The 20037-nt window shown below is 59.4% G+C and carries 17 protein-coding genes; 9 read left to right on the plus strand and 8 right to left on the minus strand.

Annotation, left to right across the window (positions count from 1 at the left end):
- Nucleotides 1–27 precede the first annotated feature (27 nt).
- On the minus strand, nucleotides 28–462 hold the full coding sequence (locus F3J08_RS01560) for a DUF6525 family protein (RefSeq protein WP_240149055.1): 435 nt from the start codon (nucleotides 460–462) through the stop codon (nucleotides 28–30).
- Between the two features lie 109 nt (nucleotides 463–571).
- Between F3J08_RS01560 and F3J08_RS01565 the strand changes: the two genes are divergently transcribed.
- The 4 genes from F3J08_RS01565 to F3J08_RS01580 all read left to right on the plus strand — a co-directional run bounded on the left by F3J08_RS01565 (nucleotide 572) and on the right by F3J08_RS01580 (nucleotide 6674).
- Nucleotides 572–2020 carry an AMP nucleosidase gene (locus F3J08_RS01565; protein ID WP_240149056.1) on the plus strand — a complete coding sequence of 483 codons (1449 nt, stop codon included), beginning with the start codon at nucleotides 572–574 and terminating at the stop codon, nucleotides 2018–2020.
- Nucleotides 2021–2140: 120 nt separating this feature from the next.
- Nucleotides 2141–3952 carry a M3 family oligoendopeptidase gene (locus F3J08_RS01570; RefSeq protein WP_166928152.1) on the plus strand — a complete coding sequence of 604 codons (1812 nt, stop codon included), beginning with the start codon at nucleotides 2141–2143 and terminating at the stop codon, nucleotides 3950–3952.
- 3 nt (nucleotides 3953–3955) lie between these two features.
- Entirely contained in the window at nucleotides 3956–5323 is a 1368-nt protein-coding gene (locus F3J08_RS01575) for an AarF/ABC1/UbiB kinase family protein (RefSeq protein ID WP_166928153.1), read from the plus strand.
- Nucleotides 5324–5813: 490 nt separating this feature from the next.
- Entirely contained in the window at nucleotides 5814–6674 is an 861-nt protein-coding gene (locus tag F3J08_RS01580) for an FkbM family methyltransferase (protein WP_205206610.1), read from the plus strand.
- Nucleotides 6675–6737: 63 nt separating this feature from the next.
- Here the strand turns inward: F3J08_RS01580 and F3J08_RS01585 are convergent, their stop codons facing one another.
- The gene (locus tag F3J08_RS01585; RefSeq protein ID WP_166928154.1) at nucleotides 6738–8174 is read right to left on the minus strand and encodes a cytochrome P450; all 1437 of its coding nucleotides are present in this window, start codon (nucleotides 8172–8174) and stop codon (nucleotides 6738–6740) included.
- Nucleotides 8175–8249: 75 nt separating this feature from the next.
- Between F3J08_RS01585 and F3J08_RS01590 the strand changes: the two genes are divergently transcribed.
- Nucleotides 8250–8945 (plus strand): TetR/AcrR family transcriptional regulator, encoded by a 696-nt coding sequence (locus F3J08_RS01590; protein WP_166928155.1) that lies wholly within the window; start codon nucleotides 8250–8252, stop codon nucleotides 8943–8945.
- A 124-nt stretch (nucleotides 8946–9069) separates the two neighbouring features.
- Nucleotides 9070–9585 carry a 2'-5' RNA ligase family protein gene (locus F3J08_RS01595; RefSeq protein WP_166928156.1) on the plus strand — a complete coding sequence of 172 codons (516 nt, stop codon included), beginning with the start codon at nucleotides 9070–9072 and terminating at the stop codon, nucleotides 9583–9585.
- A gap of 233 nt (nucleotides 9586–9818) precedes the next feature.
- Here F3J08_RS01595 and F3J08_RS01600 read toward each other — a convergent pair whose 3' ends face one another.
- On the minus strand, nucleotides 9819–11441 hold the full coding sequence (locus tag F3J08_RS01600) for an ABC-F family ATP-binding cassette domain-containing protein (protein ID WP_166928157.1): 1623 nt from the start codon (nucleotides 11439–11441) through the stop codon (nucleotides 9819–9821).
- Nucleotides 11442–11597: 156 nt separating this feature from the next.
- Between F3J08_RS01600 and F3J08_RS01605 the strand changes: the two genes are divergently transcribed.
- Together F3J08_RS01605 and F3J08_RS01610 are read left to right on the plus strand one after the other, a co-directional pair.
- Nucleotides 11598–12707 carry a zinc ribbon domain-containing protein gene (locus F3J08_RS01605; RefSeq protein ID WP_205206612.1) on the plus strand — a complete coding sequence of 370 codons (1110 nt, stop codon included), beginning with the start codon at nucleotides 11598–11600 and terminating at the stop codon, nucleotides 12705–12707.
- A gap of 76 nt (nucleotides 12708–12783) precedes the next feature.
- Nucleotides 12784–13203 carry a GNAT family N-acetyltransferase gene (locus F3J08_RS01610; protein ID WP_166928158.1) on the plus strand — a complete coding sequence of 140 codons (420 nt, stop codon included), beginning with the start codon at nucleotides 12784–12786 and terminating at the stop codon, nucleotides 13201–13203.
- Between the two features lie 52 nt (nucleotides 13204–13255).
- Here F3J08_RS01610 and F3J08_RS01615 read toward each other — a convergent pair whose 3' ends face one another.
- From F3J08_RS01615 to F3J08_RS01625, 3 genes are read right to left on the minus strand one after another with little or no spacing between them, the layout of a single operon-like run.
- Complete coding sequence (locus F3J08_RS01615; RefSeq protein ID WP_166928159.1) at nucleotides 13256–13771, minus strand: DUF1440 domain-containing protein; 516 nt, start codon at nucleotides 13769–13771, stop codon at nucleotides 13256–13258.
- On the minus strand, nucleotides 13768–14997 hold the full coding sequence (locus tag F3J08_RS01620; protein WP_166928160.1) for an L-dopachrome tautomerase-related protein: 1230 nt from the start codon (nucleotides 14995–14997) through the stop codon (nucleotides 13768–13770). The genes F3J08_RS01615 and F3J08_RS01620 overlap by 4 nt, the downstream gene beginning before the upstream one ends.
- A complete protein-coding gene (locus F3J08_RS01625; protein ID WP_166928161.1) occupies nucleotides 14994–16328 on the minus strand; it encodes an SMP-30/gluconolactonase/LRE family protein in 1335 nt (444 codons plus the stop codon). The genes F3J08_RS01620 and F3J08_RS01625 overlap by 4 nt, the downstream gene beginning before the upstream one ends.
- A gap of 517 nt (nucleotides 16329–16845) precedes the next feature.
- Here F3J08_RS01625 and F3J08_RS01630 point away from each other — a divergent pair.
- Nucleotides 16846–17361, plus strand: coding sequence for a DUF2938 family protein (locus F3J08_RS01630; protein ID WP_166928162.1), 516 nt, complete (start codon nucleotides 16846–16848; stop codon nucleotides 17359–17361).
- Between the two features lie 99 nt (nucleotides 17362–17460).
- Here F3J08_RS01630 and glpK read toward each other — a convergent pair whose 3' ends face one another.
- Nucleotides 17461–18996: a glycerol kinase GlpK gene (gene glpK / locus F3J08_RS01635; protein WP_166928163.1), complete on the minus strand. Its 1536-nt coding sequence runs from the start codon at nucleotides 18994–18996 to the stop codon at nucleotides 17461–17463.
- A gap of 117 nt (nucleotides 18997–19113) precedes the next feature.
- Entirely contained in the window at nucleotides 19114–20019 is a 906-nt protein-coding gene (locus F3J08_RS01640; RefSeq protein ID WP_122039896.1) for an MIP/aquaporin family protein, read from the minus strand.
- Nucleotides 20020–20037: the final 18 nt, after the last annotated feature.

Genomic DNA, 20037 nt, shown 5'->3' on the forward strand with positions numbered 1-20037 from the left:
GCGTTGCTCGGACGTTCCTTATCTCACTCACGTTTTCCGATGCGAGGCTTCATAGCGTAACGGCGTGGCACCCGCCGCCTGATGGGCCAAGGCACCATGGCGCTCGATGAAAGCCTGCTGCTCGAGCCTTTCGCAGTAGTCGAGGTAGCGGATCATGGCACGTTCAGCCCTTTCGGTTGCGCCATGCACTTTCTTGTAGTGTCGCCATAGCGCCAGAGCGTTGACCGACCAGGCATCATAGACATGTTCGGTCAGTCGAAGGCGAATGGCGCGGGGCAGGGCATCGAACGCCTCCCATGAATCGCCTTCCAGCCTGCGCCAGATCGTTTTGCGGCAGGTGCCGTCATTATCTGCCGATGCCTTGCGTCTGGACGATCTTTTTCCGGCAGCCTCGGAGGTGAGGCGGCTTTGCGCGTTCGCAGAACGGATAGCGGCAGGCGAGGCGGAATCGTGATGGCTCATATCGTTATGTTATAACGTACCGATATCTGCGTCTATCGTCGTTGTGCAGTTCGGGCTAGCCTGATCGCAACCCTCTCAAGAGCGGGCTGAAAAACGGGAAGGATGCAGGATGAGCGTATCGGATCAGGATGGCATGTTCGACCAGGTCGGTTCAGGCTTCATGCCGTTTCATGATGCCGAGGCAGCGCTTAACCGGATCGAAGCGCTTTACGACGAGGGGGCATCCCGGCTGCGCAAGGCCTTCGAGGCGCGTGAGCCTGCGGAGTCCTATTATCCCTATCTCGCTTTTTCTCTCGCGCGCGGATCGATCCCCCATGATGTGAAGCCGCGTTTTGGCGTTCTGCTTGAGCCCGGCTTCTATGGCACCACCCTGACGCGGCCTGCGCTGTTTCGCACTTACTGGCGTGCCCAGATCGAGAACTTACTCGAATGTTACCGTCAGCCTGTGCATGTCGGGCTCTCGCGTCGCCCCATGCCGCTGCCCTACGTCATGGAAGAGGCTGTGACTGGCCTCACCGAGAGTGATTTGAAGATCCTGCAGGATAATTACGCCTTGCCGGATCTGCATGCGACAGATGACCGCATTGCCAATTGCGAAATCATACCGGACTCCGACGCGCCAAAGGCTCTGGCGCTTTTCACCGCCGAGCGGACGGATTATTCGCTTGCGCGCCTGCATCACTATACCGGCACGGCGCCCCGTCATTTCCAGCGCTTCATTCTGCTGACCAACTATCAGCGCTATGTTGATGGCTTTCGCGATTATGCCCGTGCACAGGTCGATGCGGGCGGTGAATACAGCGCTTTCGTCGAGCCGGGCGATGCGATCTACAGCAAGACCGGTATGTCGGGGCAGCCTTCAGCCTCGTTGCCGCAGATGCCCGCCTATCATCTCTGCCGCCCGGATGGTGATGGCATCACGCTCATCAATATCGGTGTTGGCCCTTCCAACGCCAAGACGATCACCGATCATCTGGCTGTTCTGCGCCCTCACTGCTGGCTTATGGTGGGCCATTGCGCCGGGCTGCGTCGTACCCAGCTGCTGGGCGATTACGTGCTGGCGCATGGCTATGTGCGCGACGACCATGTGCTTGATGACGACCTGCCGACATGGGTGCCCGTCCCCCCGATTGCAGAGGTGCAGGTGGCGCTGCAGGAGGCGATGGAGCGTGTGACCGGGCTGGACGAGCGCGAGATCAAGACCAGGCTGCGCACAGGCACGGTCATGACGACCGATAACCGCAACTGGGAGCTCCGTTTGCGGGCGCTCTTTACCCAGATCAATATGAGCCGATCCATCGCCGTGGATATGGAATCCGCCACCATTGCGGCCAACGGATTCCGGTTTCGCGTTCCCTATGGCACGCTGCTTTGTGTGTCCGACAAGCCATTGCATGGCGAGCTGAAGCTGCGCGGAATGGCGAATGCGTTCTACCGTGAGCGGGTTAGCCAGCACCTCATGGTGGGGATCGAGACCATGCGCCTGCTGCGTGAGCGGGGGGTGGACAGTCTCCATTCGCGCAAGCTGCGCGGCTTTGACGAGCCGGCGTTCCGATAGGGCGTCATTTCCCGGACGCGACACGCACTCTTTCACGGCAGGGGCGATACCCCTCTTTCTGTCCCATCTGGTCGTCACCAGATGGGATGGGACAGACAAAGATAACAAGGACCCGACGACATGGCCCAAGCCGACAGCCCTACCTTGCCCCGCTGGGATCTCTCGGATCTGTATGCCGGCCTCGATGACCCTGCCATCGAGCACGATCTCGCCTGGTGCGATGAACAGGCAAAGGCCTTCGCCGAACGCTGGAAAGGCAGGCTGGCTGAAGCGAGTGCCAGCGATCTGACCTCTGCCATCGTAGCGTATGAGCAGATCGACCAGCGCATGGGCCGTCTGGGTGCGTTCGCGCAACTTGGCTTTGCGGCGCGAACGACCGACCCGGCCACAGGGCGCTTCTCACAGGGCATGACAGAGCGTCTGACGGCAATCTCATCGCATCTGCTGTTCTTCACGCTTGAGCTCAACCGACTGGATGATACCCATCTTGAAAAGCTGCTGGAGGACGCCGAGCTCGCCCGCTGGGTGCCCTTCCTGCGTGATCTGCGTGTATGGCGGCCCTATCAGCTTTCTGATGAGGTTGAACAGGTGCTGGTCGAAAAGTCGGTGACGGGCAGGGCTTCGTGGAACCGGCTTTTTGACGAGACCATGGCCTCCCTGACGGTCACGCTCGATGGCGAGGAGCGCCCTCTGGGTGACGCGCTCAACCAGTTGTCCAGCCCCGATCGGGAGAAACGTCGTATCGCAGCCGGTGAAGTGAGCCGCGCTCTGGGGGCCAATCAGCGCCTTCTCGTGCTGATCACCAATACGCTTGCCAAGGACAAGTCCATTGAGGATGGGCTCAGGAATTTCCCGCGCCCCTCATCGAGCCGCAACCGGGCAAACATGGTTGAGGATGAAGTGGTCGATGCGCTCGTCTCGGCAGTCGACGCCGATTATGCCCGGCTGGCACATCGCTATTACAGTCTCAAGGCAGGATGGCTTGGCCTCGACAAGCTGCAGCACTGGGATCGCAACGCCCCGCTCCCCGGTGACGAGGACAGGCTAATCCCGTGGGAAGATGCCAAGACCATCGTGCGCGATGCTTATGAGCGTTTCGACCCGCGCCTTGGTGCGCTCGTGGGGCGCTTCATGGAGAATGACTGGATCGACGTGCCGCCAGTGCCGGGCAAGTCATCCGGCGCCTTTGCCCATCCGGTCACACCGGACACCCATCCTTACGTGCTGCTCAACTATCACGGTCGCACGCGCGATGTCATGACGCTGGCGCATGAGCTGGGACATGGCGCGCATCAGCTTCTCGCGGCAAAGCAGGGTTATCTGCAATCCTCGACCCCGCTCACCCTTGCCGAGACAGCCTCGGTGTTCGGCGAGATGCTGACATTCCGCGCCCTGCTGGACGCGGAAGACGACCCCGCGCGCAGGCGCCGCATGCTGGCCGGCAAGGTCGAGGACATGCTCAATACGGTTGTGCGCCAGATTGCCTTCTACCAGTTTGAGGTGAAGGTGCATGATGAGCGCCGTAACGGCGAGCTGTCTCCCGAGCGTCTGGGCGAAATCTGGCGCGAGGTGCAGACGCGCAGTCTTGGCCCGATCTTCGAGTTCACTCCCGATTATGACACCTACTGGTCTTACGTCCCGCATTTCGTGCACTCACCGTTTTATGTTTACGCCTATGCGTTCGGGGATTGCCTGGTGAATGCGCTCTATGGCGTCTATCAAAGCGAACAGGACAAGCAGGGTGGAACAGCCGCGTTTCAGGATCGTTATGTGGCGATGCTGGAGGCCGGGGGCACGAAGCGTCATGCCGATCTGCTGGCACCTTTCGGTCTGGATGCGACCGACCCGGGGTTCTGGCGCAAGGGCCTGGATGTGATCTCCGGCTTCATTGACGAGCTTGAGGCTCAGGAAAAACAGGACAAGAGCGCTTAACCGATGAGCACACCCAAGGATCTGGATCAGACTGGCCTGTTTGGCGAAATCAAGCGCATGGCGCGTGCCTCAGGCACGGTCGGGGGTATTGCGACGCGCGTGATTGGCAACAAGCTTGGTTTCAAATCCAATCAGGCCATTCATGCCAATGACCTGCGTGCGGCTCTGGGGGGGCTCAAGGGGCCGCTCATGAAGGGCGCGCAGATACTCTCTACCATCCCCGGTGCCCTGCCCGAGGAATATGCCAACCAGTTGGCAGAACTTCAGGCCAATGCCCCGCCGATGGCCTGGAGCTTTGTGCGCCGCCGTATGGTGACTGAACTCGGTGTGAACTGGGAGCGGCAGTTTCGCTCCTTCTCCCATCAGGCCATGGCGGCGGCCAGTCTGGGGCAGGTGCATCGCGCAGTAACGGCAGAAGGGCAGGATGTCGCCTGCAAGCTGCAATATCCCGATATGAACGCTGCCGTGGAGTCCGATCTGCGTCAGTTCAGGGTGGTGGTCGGGCTCGTGCAGCAGTTCCTGCCAGCCATCAAACAGGATGAAGTCGTGCGCGAGCTGGAAGAGCGCCTGCGCGAGGAGCTCGATTACGAGCGCGAAGCCTCGCATATGCGGCTTTATCGCGACATGCTGCAGCATATTCCTGAAGTTACGGTACCGCTGCCTGTCGAGGCGCTTTCCACCCGTCGCCTGCTGACGATGGAGTGGGTCTCGGGCAGGGGTATCCAGAAGATTCTGGATACGAACCCGACTCAGGAAGAGCGTAATGCCATTGCGACCGCGCTGTTCAAGGCGTGGTACACACCGGTCTATCGCTACGGAATCATCCATGGCGACCCGCATATGGGCAATTTCACCATTCGCCCCGATTGGGGGCTCAACCTGCTCGATTTCGGTGCGATACGTATTTTCCCACCGCATTTCATCAAGGGTATCATCGACCTCTTCAATGCGCTGCGTGAAAATGATGAGGACATGGCCTTTGCAGCCTATGAGGCCTGGGGCTTCAAGGGGCTATCGCGCGAGACAGCCTCGGTGCTGAATGAGTGGGCGCGTTTCATCTACGGCCCGCTGATGGATGACCGAGAGCGTTTCATTCAGGAAAATGACGACCCGAATTTCGGGCGTGATATTGCTGAACGCGTATACGAGGGGCTCAAGCGCACGGGCGGCGTGCGTCCGTCACGTGAGTTCGTGCTGGTCGACCGCTCGGCTATCGGTCTGGGGAGCGTTTTCCTTCGCCTGCGCGCCAAGCTGAACTGGCACAAGCTTTTCCAGGAACTGATTGCGGATTTCGACGAGGTCGCTCTCGCGGAGCGACAGCAGGTGGCACTCGCCGCTGCTCGTGTTCCGCCGCCGCTCAACGGTCTTTAAACGTTATATCGGCCGGTTTGCTGATGCATTGGTAAACCGGCTGTGTCAGCCCCCTGGTTTGGTGTCCACTATGTTGTGAATTACGGATGACGTTTCCCGAGATAGCCCCTTGGGAGCCAAGCCATCGATGCCTTTTCCGGGTAGAACGTCCATCTCGGGTGAAAAATCGGACGCGTCGTGCAGGTTAAAATATAAAATGGCAGCCATATGATATTTGGAAATCTATAAACATAAATTTGAAATATGAAGTATCAGAGAAACTGTATATCTCTTCATAATATCTAGAAAATAAAATTATTTTTGAGTTATTCTTTTTTATGGCATCGTTTGTGCCTCAAAATAGATCTGTACTGAATGCGGATGTGAACTGTCATGATCTGCCACTTGCATCGCGGTGCCAATGAAATAAACGCTATTCTGTGATCGGCCTGGAAGTAAACGACGTTCGAAAGAATCCGCGTGTATACTAGGCGAGCGCACTATGAGGCGCATGCCCGATCTATCAGATTTTTCAGGATTGAAAGTATTGGAACAGGTGGTACAGCCGAGCGCCCCCTACAAATTGACCCAAGGTCGCTACGGGGCAATGCTTGTTAATCCGCATGATCATTATATCGGGCAGGCCCTGCTTCGGTATGGCGAGTATGGGGAGTCCGAGCTCGAGTTACTTCGTGTTCTTGTTCGGGGACCCGGAACGATCGTTGAGGTAGGCGGGAATAATGGAAGCCAGACAGTTGCGCTGGCGCAGGCTGCGAAAAAAGTCGCAGGTGATCTCGTCGTATTCGAGCCTCAGCCTTTTCTGTTTCAGAACCTCTGCGCAAATCTGGCGCTGAATGCCATAGATAATGTGCTCGCCTTACCTTTCGCCTGCGCGGCCGAAAACGGTGCCGTAAGTTTCAAACGTCCCGATTATCTCCGGATAGGCAATTTCGGCGGTGTTGCCATGCACCACGATCATGCTGACGATATGGTGAAGGTACAGAGTTTGAAGGCCGATGAAGCGCTTCAGGGACGCAACGTCACATTATTCAAGATCGATGTTGAGGGATTTGAACGTGAGGTCCTACTGGGCGCATCAGAAACGATCAGCCGATGCCGTCCTTTTCTCTATATCGAAAATGAAGAGAAATCCCTCTCACAATCGCTGATAGAATATCTTTGGAGTATCGGCTACCGCCTGTGGTGGCACCTGCCGTTCTTGTATAACGCGTCAAATTATCGAGGTAACACAGAAAATATATATGGAAAGGTCGTCTCATGTAACATGCTCTGTGTCCCTCGTGAGTCGAATGTTTCCGTTGAAGGCATGGACGAAGTAACAGATTCTACCTTTCATCCATTCCTGGTTTAGTCCATCCGCGGCTTATGGATGCCGCCGGATATTTTGGGGCCATACGATAAGGGTGCGTTGCGGCTAACGCTTGCCCAGTGCCATCAGCAGCGGCTTCGCCGGTCGCATGGTGATTTCCATCCGACCGGGTGGGGCCTCGCGCAGCATCGGGGTGAGGGTGACATGGCGTAGCATGAGCGCCATTACGACAAGGGCCTCGGTTTCGGCAAAGCTTGCCCCGATACAGATGCGTGGCCCTGCGCCGAAAGGCAGATAGGCAAAGCGGTCAATCTGCTTTTCCTTGCCGTCGTCCGGCATCATAAAGCGCGATGGGTCAAAAATTTCGGGTGCCGACCACAGGCTCCTGTGCCGGTGCAGGGCGCAGATTGGCACAACCAGACGCGTACCGCGACGAAGCTGCACCCCCTCCAGCTCAAAAGGCTCGCTCACCTCACGGACGATCATCGGCGCCGGTGGCGTCAGACGCATTGACTCACGGAGTACGGCACGTGTGAGGGTGAGCTTCTGGACCTGCTCCATAGCAAGCGCATCGCCCCCAGTGCCATTCACATCACCAGCGCCCAGTACGGCATCGATTTCCGCCTGCACGCTGCGTGCGATTTCGGGGTGACGACCGAGACGGTCGAATGTCCAGGCAAGCGCCAACGCTGTGGTCTCATGACCCGCCGTCAGAAACGTCAGGAGATTATCGATGATTTCCTCATCGCTCATCATCCGACCTGTCTCAGGGTCACGCGCTGCAAGGAGCCGCGCTAGCAGATCATCGGGCAGGAGTGACGCCCCACCGCTTTGCGGAGTGTTTTCCTGCGTCGAAAATCCGGACGGCGTATCGTGCGCCATCGCCGCGCGGCGGCGTGAGATCTGGGCCATCGCCTCACGACGCAAGGCACGGGCGGCGGCAAGGCCGCGTGCCTTGCCCGGATGGGGCATCCATTCGGGGGTGCCAAGCAGGTCGCCGAGCAGGCTCCATCGCGTCTGATGAAGGAATATCGCCAGACCGTCGGCCATGGCATCGGCATCGACGGCTTCGGGATCAGACAGCATCGTCTCAATAATGATGCGTCCCGTAAGCCGCATCATGATCTGCTCGATGGCCACCACGCCGCCCTGTCTGACCAGATCGTGCACACAGCCAAGAGTGGCCCGCGTCATGGCAGGCAGGAAGGCAGCTGTGGCATTGGCTCTGAAAACCGGGGCAAGGGCCTGACGCTGCCAGCGCCAATGGCTGCCCTCGGCCGTCAGCAAGCCCTGCCCAAGCCCGGGTCCGATGGCGCGGCGTAGCCCTTCGCCCTTGTCGAGTGCATGGCTGCGGGTCACGAGCGCTTCTCGTATGAGGTCCGGCGCGCAGACATAGACGATATGCTGTCGCATCAGGCGACGCTCGACGATGCGCTCGTGATAGACCGCCTCGGGCAGGGCCTCCACCGGGTTTTTCATCGTGGCGTGCAGCGCCTTGATCTGGCTCGGCAGGGATCGGACGGGGTTGAGCAGGGATGACATTGCGGATGGACTCCGTTATCTAAGGCTAACACCTTAAACCATATAAGGTGATTACCTTAGAAAGCGAGCGTAGATATGGCGCGGGGTCCTTCCACACGATCACGAATCCTTGAGGAGGCGCGCGTCGTTGCCAATGAAGTCGGGTTCGATCGCCTCACCACGCGTGAACTCGCCGAGCGCTGCGGCATCAATGAGGGAAACCTCTATTATTACTTCAAGACAAAGGCCCAGATCGTGCAGGCTCTGTTTGCCCTGTTCGAGACGGATGCGCGGGAGATCTTTTCATCCGGGCCATTCATTCATCGACAATTCAACCGCGCCGAACTCATTGCCGCAATCGAGCAGGCCATCAGCCTGTTGCGCGAATGGTGCGCGCTCAGCTGGCACTATCGGGCGCTGATGCGCGACGGTAACGCCGTATTCCGCCTTGCGCCGGAGATTCAGGCTGCAGCCATGAGCCTGAATCGCGATCTGTCGGCACGGATCACAGGTCTTGTCCTGGAACTCAGGCGGCTTAGGGCATTATCGATTGATGATGACGCCATACCGCCGCTCGTCGCCAATATCTTCATCGTATCGAGCTACTGGCTTGGCTACGTCATCCACCAGACGGGCATTAGCGATCCGGATGACAGCCATCTCTCATGGGGTTTCAGCCAGATTATGGCGCTTGTTTTTCCCTATCGCACCTGGCTTGCGCGCCTCATCATGACAAGGCACCCGGATATGATCGCTTTTCATGGGCGCAACCGCGATGGAGGCCAGGATTAGACTGCCGGGCGGAGGGCTGGCGGGCGGTCTGCCAGCATGTGGCCTGTCTTCGGGGGCAACCCCGCCACGCTCTTTCGCGTCTTGATGGGTTGAAACCGTCAAGCATGTAAGGAGAGCAGGTCGCATGGATCAGGGGAATGACGCACCGCTTATCCTGACGCTGGAATTCGACCCGGCTACGCAGGATTGGGCGCAGAATATGCGCAGCACGCATTTTCCAGCAGCTCGCAACATCGTCCCTGCTCATGTGACCCTGTTTCACGCCCTGCCATCATCGTGTCGCGACTGCATCGGCGCGAATCTGGCAACATTGGGTGAGGCGCCAGAGATTACGATCGGCGCGCCCTATCTTCTAGGGCGTGGTGTGGCCTATGCCATGACAACGCCGGATCTTGCCCGGCTGCGTGCGGATATCGTCTCTGTGGTCGGCAGGGAGCGCCTGACCCGCCAGGATGCCGCTTCATGGCGGCCCCATCTGACGGTGCAGAACAAGGTGTCGCCGGAACAGGCCCGTGCGCTTCTTGCAGACCTTCAGACGGCCCCTCATCCGGTTAGGTGCCACGCGGTGGCTCTTCGTCTCTGGCGCTATGAAGGCGGCCCCTGGACGTTGCTCGAGCGGTTTGCATTTATCACCGTCTGAGCGGGGGACAGAAGAGACGCTTCGACCCTATTGGGGCGTGGCCACCGCCCGAAGAGCGGGCAATTCCAAAGGGCGACAGACCGCTATCGCTTCGGGCTGGATCTGGTGCCGGGTCTGGTGCGGCGCCTTGCATAAAAACCGGATGATCCCTCCCGAGGCGTTGGGCTATCGGGAGAACAGGGATCATGCCATCTGCCGGGTGCTTGATGTCGCGCCCGGTAGACGTAAACGGATCAGACGTGAAGGCCGGGGGCTTCCTGACCCGTGGCAGCGACATATTCATGATACCCACCGTCATAGCGGTGCAGCCCATCCGGCGTGACTTCGAGCACACGATTGGAAAGTGCCCCCAGAAAATGCCGGTCATGCGAGACGAACAGCATGGTGCCCTCGTAATTGGACAACGCGCGGATCAGCATTTCCTTGGTGTCGATATCCAGATGGTTGGTTGGCTCGTCCAGCACGAGAAAGTTCGGCGGATCGAACAGCATCAGCGCCATGACCAGACGGGCTTTCTCCCCGCCCGAAAGGACGCTGACATATTTCTCGACATCATCCCCTGAAAAGCCGAATCCGCCTGCCAGAGCACGCAGCGAGCCTTGGGCGGCAAGCGGGAAAGCGTGCTCCAGTGTCTCGAAAATGGTGCGGCTGCCGTCGAGCAGATCCATGGCATGCTGGGCGAAATAGCCCATTTTCACGCTAGCCCCAATGCTCACACTGCCTGAGTCAGGCTCGCTGGCTCCTGCAATCAGTTTGAGCAGAGTGGATTTGCCAGCACCGTTCACGCCGAGGATACAGCAGCGCTCCTGACGGCGTATCAGCAGGTCGAGATCCTGATAGATCACGCGTGAGCCATAGGCCTTGCCAACCTGCTTGAGCGTGGCAACAGCATCGCCAGAGCGCGGTGCAGGGGCAAAGTCGAAAGACAGGGTCTGGCGGCGGCGCGGCGGTTCCACGCGATCGATCTTGTCGAGCTTCTTGACCCGGCTCTGCACCTGGGCGGCATGGGAGGCCCGTGCCTTGAAGCGTTCGATGAAGGCGATTTCCTTCGCCAGCATTGCCTGCTGACGGTCGAACTGCGCCTGCTGCTGCTTTTCATTCAGCGCACGCTGCTGCTCGTAAAATTCGTAATCACCCGTGTAGGAGGTCAGCGTCCCGCCGTCGATTTCGAGGATCTTGTTGACAACACGGTTCATGAAGGCGCGGTCATGCGACGTCATGAGGAGCGCACCCTCGTAGTTTTTCAGGAACTGTTCGAGCCAGATCAGGCTTTCCAGATCAAGATGGTTGCTCGGCTCATCAAGAAGCATCACGTCAGGCTGCATGAGCAGGATGCGGGCCAGCGCTACGCGCATTTTCCACCCACCCGACAGAAGCCCCACATCGCCGGACATCATTTCCTGCGAGAAACCGAGGCCGTGCAGCACCTCACGGGCACGGCTGTCCAGCCCATAACCGCCAAGTTCCTCGAAGCGCGCCTGCACATCGCCAAAGCGTTCAAGGATGGCGTCCATCTCGTCCATTCTGTCGGGATCGCACATGGCGGCCTCGAGCTCTGCCAGCTCCGAAGCAATCTTTGCGACTTCGCCTGCGCCGTCCATCACCTCGGCCACAACCGAACGGCCATCCATTTCGCCCACGTCCTGGCTGAAGAACCCGATGGTGATGCCGCGGTCCTGGAACACCTGACCCTCATCGGGAGATTCCTGCTTTGTGATCAGCCTGAACAGCGTGGTCTTGCCGGCGCCATTGGGCCCGACCAGACCGATTTTCTCGCCCTTCTGGATGGCAGCGCTCGTCTCGATGAAAATGACGCGCTGGCCGTTCTGCTTGCTGATCGAATCAAGACGGATCATGGAACCTCTGGGTCACGGGGGAAGGTGGCGTTGATACGGGCTCGACCCGCAATGTGCAATTACGATCACGCTGCGGATATTTGACGCAGGCGTCAGATCGCGCTTCCTTTCCAGCGACGTGCCCCCGCCAACCTGGCACCATCATGGGAAACAAGAATGAAAAAAGGCAATCGCCTTCCGGAGCGTCTGTATGCGCTGGCTATGTGGGTTGTCTCGGCTGCATTTGCGGTATTCCTGATCGGGCTTGGCGGTCTGGTTATCGATGATCTGCCGCGCCGCGCAGGGGATGTCAGTTACCAGCCCCATTACCCGGAAGCGCTTTTAAGGCGTGATCGCGCAATCGATAGCGAGCAGGACACCCTGCGTACACAGCGTGAAAGCGACGAAATTGCCCTGACAGCCGCGCAAAGTGCGACAAGCAGTGCAAAAGAGGCGTTTCAAGCCTGGATCGAGACGCGCAAGGCGACAACTGACCAACGGCAGGATACCGAGCTGACGCGTCGCACCGAAGTGCTCGAGCAATTGCAGCGGCTCGAGCATCAGGCGACGCAGAAAATCGAGGCGATCGATCAGCGTGCGCACGAGCTTGGCCAGCAGAAAACGGCGATCGAGCAGGAACGCGATACAATCGCGCAGGCTTACCGGCCGGTTTATGCCCGCGCTGTCTTTATGGCGCAATTACGCGTGTTCCTCATGCGTCTTGCCTTCACCCTGCCGCTTCTGCTGCTGTCAGCATGGCTGGTCATGCGCAAGCGGCAAAGCGCCTACTGGCCACTCTATCGCGGCTTCGTTCTGGCCTCGCTTTACGCGTTCTTTGTCGAGCTTGTCCCCTATCTTCCAAGCTATGGCGGGTATGTGCGTTATGGCGTTGGCGCACTCCTCACTGTCATTGTCTGCGTGGTACTGATCAGGAACATGCAGGCCTATCTGGCAAGACGGCGTATTGCCGAGGCAGAGTCCGAAAAGGAGCGACGTCAGCGGGTGGACCGCGAGCAGGCCTATGCGAAAATCGAGAAGAGGATCTGTCCCGACTGCGATCGTCCCATCGCACGTACCGAGGGTATGGACACGAATTTCTGCGTCCATTGCGGTTTGACGCTCTATCAGCACTGCCTGCGCTGCGACACGCGCAACATGGCATTCAACCGCTTTTGCCTGAGTTGTGGCGCGGAGGATCTGGGACAGGCGCCCGAGAAAGCCTGTTCAGATGTCGGCCCGGCTGAGGGGACACAAATTGCTGGCGCAGGGCCTCAAACGACAATCTGAGTTATGCTCAAGGCGTGGACACGCATCGCACCGGCCGGGAATGATGCGTGAAAATGCCTCATTAGGAAGTAGGGAAATGCAGGACGCTCTGCGCATTGCGCGAATTTCAACCGAAGATTGTCTGCCTTTGCGCCGTGAGGTGCTTTGGCCAGCCCTGACCGAAGATGAGTGTCGCGTGCCGCAGGACCCCGAAGCCACGCATCTGGGAGCGTTTATCGGCGAGACGCTGGTGGGCTGTCTCTCGCTTTGCCCCATCGGGCCGGGTCTGTACCAGCTGCGCAAATTCGCTGTGACGGGGCGCTGTCAGGGGAAGGGGATCGGGACGCAACTGATGCGCGAGGCGATCGAGACCTGTCGGATGCTGGGCGTCACGCGTCTCGAACTCGATGCCCGCAGCACGGCACGCGGCTTTTACGAGAAATTTGCCATGCAGCCGATGGGGGATCTGTTTTTCAAGGGGCCGATCGAGCATCAACGCATGGCGCTTGCCCTCTGACTGTCGCTGCGGGGGCGATATGATGGCCCCGCTTCGCAGCTCTTTCCGTATTTCAGGCTTTCAGGGTTTTCCTTGCCTCGGAGGCTGGGGTCATGAACTCACGTCTGATCAGCTCAATGACCCATGCCCACAACATATGGCCGATTGTCTCGGACAGGATTTCCGCTCGCGGGAGATTCCACAGGGCGGGTGCCCAGTGCCCCAAAGGCAGTACCATGCCATGGAACACCACCGTGACGACCAGCCCGAATGCAACGCCCTGCCAGAGCGCAATGCGCGGCTCATAGCGCCAGATGACGCAATAGAGCAGCGCGAAAACGATGGAGAAGAGGTGATGCACAAGGAGGACACCGCCCTGCACCAGATGGTCCGAATAGTGATAGACCAGGTCACGAACGTCGATGCCGAAATCGCGCAGCATCTCGGCGGGTGGGCTGGGGCGGTCCGGCGTGCGGGGCGGCAGGGGAACTTCGGTCCCCCATTTGACGAGGCTGGACAGGTTGCCACCAATAAATCCTGCCCACAGAGCCTTGTTGAGGGAGGCCTTTTCGGTCTTGTTCCCGGTCAATTTGAATGTCCATCGATCTGTTGAGGCGAGATTTCCCCACCCGTCTCGCAGGCAGGAAGCTTCATACGATAGATGGTTGTGGCGCCAGAAACAGGACGGGAATTGCTGAAGGCCAGTTCATCAAGACGTGAGTCGGAAATATAGAGCCAGTCTTTCGCAATTGCGAAGCCATCGGCCCAGTCCAGAACCGCCGGGTTGCGATAGCTGAAGTCGATTTTGGGTGTCATCGCTCCTTTGGGGAAACTCAGGGCATAAAGGCCATGGTTCTCGATATCCCCCACCCATAGTCGCTGGCAGGAATCCATCTCGATACCGCCGCTCATGACCGATTGGCCAAGATACTCTACCCGCTTGTCCAGCTCCGCATCGGTGAGTTTGGCATTGCGCAGATCCGAGGTCGCGATGCGCCAGTAATGATGGTCGGTGAGCGGGCGATAATAGAGCCACTTGCGGTCGGGTGAGAGCGCGATGCCATCATCCTGTGTGACGGGGAGCGTATTGTCTTTCTTGCGCGCAAGCTCCCCATAGATGTGAAGATGCTGTTTGGGATCGGCGATCCCCGAGCGCGTATTGGCCAGAACCAGACGATAGGCCCCGGTATCGAGATCCATCACCACCAGCCCGCCACGCCCCCATTCATTGGTGATATAGGCAGTGCGCGTGCGCGTATCCACGCGCACATCGTTAAGTGAGTCGGCCGGGGTGATGTCGGGGCCGAAATGATAGATCTGATAGAGTTGCCCGGTTTCGGCATCGAATTCCGCCAGCTTGGGCGGCAGGGTTTTCTGGTCCACCGAAGGGAGCGATGAGTCCAGCACCCAGAGATGATTGCGGTCATCCACCCACAGGGCCGGTACAGAAACCCATACTTCCTTGTCCACCGGATGCGGGTCAAAGCGGTTCCAGCCCGCATCGGGAAACGGCTGGAGGGCGCCGGTCGCGGGGTCGACCCGCACGACACTCGCACTGTAGCGCTTCATGGTTGCCGGGGCAGAGGCATAGACGATGCCGGAATGCGAGACCCCGACCCCGATCATGTTGAAATCCTTCGGGAAGCGCTTGACGACCTCCAGCGCCGTCGTGCCGTTTTTCGGAGCGATGCGCTGTGAGGCCGCATCCGGCTTGGTTGTATCGGGTGCTGGCGCAGCCAGTGCGCAAGGCGCGGCGGAGAGGGCAAGTAGAGTGACTGCGCTCCCCCCGATCAGGAATCGATAAGGCGTTTTCATGACAGGCCGGCTCCCTGTGTGGCGACATCGAGTGTGAAAATCGTATTTTCAGCGCACATGAACAAACGGTCGCGCTGGGTTCCGCCAAAGCACAGATTGGAAACACTGCGCGGCAGGCGCAGGCGGCCGATCATCTTGCCTGCCGGGTTATAGACAAACACACCGCACAACCCGAGCGGGCCATTGGCCGCGACCCAGAGATTGCCCAGCCGGTCTGCCTTGATACCATCCGGCATGAGCTTGTGACCACCCAGCGTCATATCAGCAAAGACGCGCTGGTTCGTAAGGGCCGGGACGCCATTCGTGCCGGGTTGAGTGCCCCTCAGTTTCTGCACGTCAAATGCGTAGATATTGCGATACCCGCCACCTTTGGGGCCGAGGGCGCCTTTTTCGCTGGAGACGATATAGAGCGTCTTCTGATCGGGAGAGAAGCATAGCCCGTTCGGCCCCGCGAGGGCGTCGCCATCGAGAAGCGCAGTAAGGTGACGCGTGTCGGGGTCGAGATGAAAGACATGGGTTGCCTGTGCATGCTCACCCCCTATCTGCTCTGTGGCTTCCAGATCCAGATTCCAGGTAAGATTGCCTTTTGTCGGCGTGGCCCCGTCGGGAGCATCCGGGTGCCCTTCCCATAATCTGTCGCCATAGGGCGGGTCGGTGAACCAGATCCCGCCCTCATGATCGACCACGATATCATTGGGTGAGTTGAGGCGTTTGCCGTTGAAGCTCTCCGCGAGCACTGTGCAGCGCCCGTCATGCTCCCAGCGGATCACCCGGCGCAACCCGTGCTCGCAGGTGATGAGCCGTCCCTCACGATCGAACGTATTGCCGTTGGAGTGGTAGCTTTCCTTGCGGAACACCGTCATGCAGCGTTCTTCCGGCAGGTAGCGGTACTGTGTGCTTCCCATGACATCACTGGTGATGAGAAACCTGCCCTCGTTTGACCATGCAGGCCCTTCCAGCCAGAGCACCTTGCCTTTCCACGCCTGAACAAGCGGCGCGTTATCAAGAATCACCGCCGAGAAGGACGGGTCGTAGGAAATGATATCGGGGTCGGGGGTGAAGGCGACGGGAGCTTCTGGCCCCCAGAGGCGCGGCGGTGTGCTGACGACACTCGGCGGGGAGAGCGCCGTATCAGCCGAAACGTCATGGGCCGAGGCTCCCCGCCGCATCAGGGGGGCCATAAGCGCTGCGCCCAGCGCGGCGCTACCGATCCGGATCAGCCCACGCCGTGACGGGGAGGGAACCGAACCTGCCGGGCCTGGATCGTCGGCGCCGGAAAGCGTCTTTTCACCGGCGACGACTTTCGGGGCGGGGGGTGTGGCAGGTAGCATGAGGCGTTCCTTTCGCAGGCTCGGTTCCACGGGCGCCGCGCAAAGCGACGGCAACGGGACGGGATTGGTTATTGAAGGCCGGTGGCGGGGTCAGGTTCCGGGCGGATCAACAAGGGTATCAGGTGGAAGTGTGATGCCTATGTTATAAATAACGCTAAATTAGTGACCAGGCTCTGGCCAGTCGCAATGAAGAATTGCCCGATTACTTTTCGTGATCGATACGAGACCAATGCTGTGCCTGAAGATCTGGCCTTTCTTCTTGTCAGGTGAGTCATCATCATGGGGCCGCTGTGTTCTGGCTGATACAGCACTTCAGCTCGGTGCCATTTGTCGCAGTCATTCAGCCGCAGCTATGAAAGGGCTCGCGATTTGCTCCTGATCACTATTGCGCGTGTCCGATGATGCGCACGTGTTACGAACTGGCTGACAGATGGCGGATCTGTCATGGAGGGCGGGCTTACGGTCCGGTGTCAGCACATCATGCTCAGCCGGGCTCGCTCATTGCAGGATGACCGGAATGGACAGTTTTCTCGCGCACCCTCTGGGGGCCATCATTGTATTCACGATTTTCGTCGGCGTTGTCTCGACCCTGATCCTCGATCTCTACGCGCTCGTGCTCGACAAGGCTCTGGGTCTCCCCCAGACCAATTGGGGCGCGGTCGGCCACTGGCTACAGGGCATGAAGCAGGGGCGCTGCGTGTTCGAACCGACGGCAAGCGGGGTCTACACACCCGGTGAACACGGGCTTGGCTGGCTGTTCCATTACGTGGTGGGCTGTGCCTATGCCGCCATGCTGCCGGTTTTCTGGGGTGTGGCGTTCATCGCAGCACCCACATGGCTGCCGATCATCCTTATCGGCGTGGTCCTGACCACCATTGCTGGCCTGACACTTATGGTACCGGGCATGGGAGGCGGTTTTCTCGGTCTCAAGACGCCCAACCCGGTGAAGCTTTACGGTCTCGTGCTGCTGGCCCATGCAGTCTTTGCCATCGGGCAATATGCGGCAGCGATAGGGTTTGCGTCCTGCTTTTAAGGGACACGCTCCCCCGGCCACGAGTGAGGGGCTGAATAAGGCCGGGCTGCGGGGGCTTTCCCCCGCAGCCCGGTTCGGACCATACGCCTGATAGCCGGTTCAGGCTGCCTGATCGCGGCGCGCGGATGTGACGCTCGTCGTCTCATGGGGAGGGGTCAGGGTGCGACGCACCGCATCTTCCCAGCCGCGCAGCAATGTCAGGCGCAGGGCACCGTCGATATCGGGCGTGAAAAGCCGTTCCTGCTCCCAGATGGTGCCGATTTCCTCCAGAGACTGCCAGACACCTGTGGCCAGGCCTGCCAGAAAGGCAGCGCCAAGAGCCGTTGTCTCCAGATCCACGGGGCGCTGCACGTCCGTATCGAGGATGTTCGCCAGAAACTGCGAGAACCAGTCATTGGCTGACATACCGCCATCGATACGCAATGTCTGGGCCTGCATGGCGCCGTCCTCACGCATGGCGTGCGCCAGATCGAAAGTCTGATAAGCGACCGACTCAAGCGCTGCACGGGCGATATGCGCCTCGGTTGAGCCCAGCGTGAGGCCACAGATCAGACCGCGTGCTTCCGGGTCCCAATGGGGGGCACCCAGCCCGACAAAACCGGGCACCATGTATACCCCGTGGCTATCTGGCACACGCGTTGCCATGTCATCGGTCTGAGAGGCATGGGTGATGAGGTGCAACCCGTCACGCAGCCATTTGATGGCAGCCCCGGCCACAAAGATGGAGCCTTCCAGCGCATAGGTGGTCTTGCCACCGATACGATAGCCGATTGTGGTCAGAAGCCGATGATGCGAGGTGACGGGCTTGTCACCCGTGTTGAGCAGCATGAAGCAGCCTGTTCCATAGGTTGCCTTGGCCATGCCGGGTTTGAAGCAGGCCTGACCCACAAGCGCTGCGTGCTGATCGCCCACCATGCCGCCGATGGGGATGGACTGGCCGAACAGGGCCGGATCGGTCATGCCCAGCTCACCGCTATTGTCGCAAAGAGCGGGCAGCAGGGCCTGAGGGACGTTGAACAGGGCCAGAAGCTCGTGGTCCCATTGCTGCGTGTGAATGTTGAACAGGGCCGTGCGGCTGGCATTGGTGACATCGGTGGCATGCACCTTGCCACCGGTGAGGCGCCACAGGAGGAAGCAGTCGATCGTGCCCATGGCAAGTTCGCTTGCCTCGGCCCGTGCCCGCAAGCCGGGAATATTGTCGAGCAGCCAGGTGATCTTGCTGGCAGAGAAATAGGGATCGAGGAGCAGGCCGGTCTTGGCGCGCACCATTTCCTCCGCACCATCGCGTTTGAGCTCGGCGCAGAAGGCGGCTGTGCGCCGGTCCTGCCAGACGATGGCGCGATGCACCGGCTTGCCTGTACTGCGCTCCCAGAGCACGACGGTCTCGCGCTGGCTGGTAATGCCTAGCCCGGCAATCCTGTCGATACCCCCGGATTGTTCGATGGTCTCGCGTGCCGTGTCGAGCGCATCGCGCCAGATATCCTCGACATCATGCTCGACCCAGCCGGGGTTGGGATAATGCTGGGTGAATTCACGCCGTGACAGCGCGAGAGAGCGCGCCTTGCTGTCAAACACGATGCTGCGTGTGGAGGTCGTGCCCTGATCGATGGCGAGGATATGGGTCTTGCGGGTCATGGTGATGGTCCTTGAAATACGCGTGGAATATCGGTGCCGGTGCAGGCTGTCTCATGAAATCGGGGAGGGGAGGCCGATCGGATTGTTCCGGTCGGCCGGTGCCTCACAAGGCTGGATCTAATGGAGTGTCGTGACCTCGTTGACACGCGAGGCGAATACGGGTGCCGGGGTAATGACGGGGGTAGCGGTGACAGGATCGGGCAATGTCTGGGCTGCGCCTGTCGTCGCGCCGGGGTTGTAGTTCGGCATGAACGGGCGGAGCGTGAACTGATAGATACCAGCACCCACCACGCCGCCAACCAGCGGGCCTGCAATGGGGACCCACCAGTAATGCTGAGGTGCCGGGAATGCCGAAGCCCCCCAGCCGGCAAAGAAGGCGAAGGTACGTGGGCCGAAATCACGTGCGGGGTTGATGGCCCAGGCATCGAGAAAGCCGGAAGAGGCACCGATGGCTGCAACGAGCAGACCGATGATCAGGGCACCCGAATTCGCCTGGGGGGCCTGGGTGTTATACTGGCAAGTGATGGCGAAAATGCCAAATACCAGAACGGCGGTCAGGACGATCTGCACCACAAAGGAATGCATGGCCGTCACGGCAAGACCGGGATGGGTAAAGAACACCCCTGCGGCCCCGCCATCACCCGCACGGGTGAAGTGATGGGTCATGTTGTAGTGATCGATGACCGGATGGAAATTGAGATAGACGACCGCAGCCCCGGCAATGCCGCCCAGCACCTGCGCGGTGCAGTAAGGCAGGACCTTTTTCCATGAAAAGCCGCGATACAGGGCGAGAGCGAGGGTTACGGCGGGGTTGGCATGGGTGCCGCTTACAGCCCCGGTGGCATAGATGGCGATAGTGACGCCAAGCCCCCACACGATGGCCACGCCCCAATAGGCGTTCTGATACGGATTGGGATCATAAAGCACGATCATCGCCGCGACGCTGTCGCCGAAGATGATGATGATCAGCACGGCGATGAATTCGGAAATCAGTTCGCCGAGATAGCGTTTTCTTTCTGACATGAGAAAATTTCCGTCAGC

Origin of the sequence: Asaia sp. As-1742 (assembly GCF_011753235.1) — a bacterium.
Taxonomy (GTDB): Bacteria; Pseudomonadota; Alphaproteobacteria; order Acetobacterales; family Acetobacteraceae; genus Asaia; species Asaia bogorensis_B.

What these genes read in the sequence shown, in the direction of transcription:
- F3J08_RS01570 (WP_166928152.1), top strand. Translation starts at nt 2,141, where the DNA reads ATGGCCCAAGCCGACAGCCCTACCTTGCCCCGCTGGGATCTCTCGGAT.
- F3J08_RS01605 (WP_205206612.1), top strand. Translation starts at nt 11,598, where the DNA reads ATGAAAAAAGGCAATCGCCTTCCGGAGCGTCTGTATGCGCTGGCTATG.
- F3J08_RS01585 (WP_166928154.1), bottom strand. Translation starts at nt 8,174, where the DNA reads ATGTCATCCCTGCTCAACCCCGTCCGATCCCTGCCGAGCCAGATCAAG.
- F3J08_RS01630 (WP_166928162.1), top strand. Translation starts at nt 16,846, where the DNA reads ATGGACAGTTTTCTCGCGCACCCTCTGGGGGCCATCATTGTATTCACG.
- F3J08_RS01600 (WP_166928157.1), bottom strand. Translation starts at nt 11,441, where the DNA reads ATGATCCGTCTTGATTCGATCAGCAAGCAGAACGGCCAGCGCGTCATT.
- F3J08_RS01590 (WP_166928155.1), top strand. Translation starts at nt 8,250, where the DNA reads ATGGCGCGGGGTCCTTCCACACGATCACGAATCCTTGAGGAGGCGCGC.
- glpK (WP_166928163.1), bottom strand. Translation starts at nt 18,996, where the DNA reads ATGACCCGCAAGACCCATATCCTCGCCATCGATCAGGGCACGACCTCC.
- F3J08_RS01575 (WP_166928153.1), top strand. Translation starts at nt 3,956, where the DNA reads ATGAGCACACCCAAGGATCTGGATCAGACTGGCCTGTTTGGCGAAATC.
- F3J08_RS01595 (WP_166928156.1), top strand. Translation starts at nt 9,070, where the DNA reads ATGGATCAGGGGAATGACGCACCGCTTATCCTGACGCTGGAATTCGAC.
- F3J08_RS01580 (WP_205206610.1), top strand. Translation starts at nt 5,814, where the DNA reads ATGCCCGATCTATCAGATTTTTCAGGATTGAAAGTATTGGAACAGGTG.
- F3J08_RS01565 (WP_240149056.1), top strand. Translation starts at nt 572, where the DNA reads ATGAGCGTATCGGATCAGGATGGCATGTTCGACCAGGTCGGTTCAGGC.
- F3J08_RS01620 (WP_166928160.1), bottom strand. Translation starts at nt 14,997, where the DNA reads ATGAAAACGCCTTATCGATTCCTGATCGGGGGGAGCGCAGTCACTCTA.
- F3J08_RS01610 (WP_166928158.1), top strand. Translation starts at nt 12,784, where the DNA reads ATGCAGGACGCTCTGCGCATTGCGCGAATTTCAACCGAAGATTGTCTG.
- F3J08_RS01640 (WP_122039896.1), bottom strand. Translation starts at nt 20,019, where the DNA reads ATGTCAGAAAGAAAACGCTATCTCGGCGAACTGATTTCCGAATTCATC.
- F3J08_RS01625 (WP_166928161.1), bottom strand. Translation starts at nt 16,328, where the DNA reads ATGCTACCTGCCACACCCCCCGCCCCGAAAGTCGTCGCCGGTGAAAAG.
- F3J08_RS01560 (WP_240149055.1), bottom strand. Translation starts at nt 462, where the DNA reads ATGAGCCATCACGATTCCGCCTCGCCTGCCGCTATCCGTTCTGCGAAC.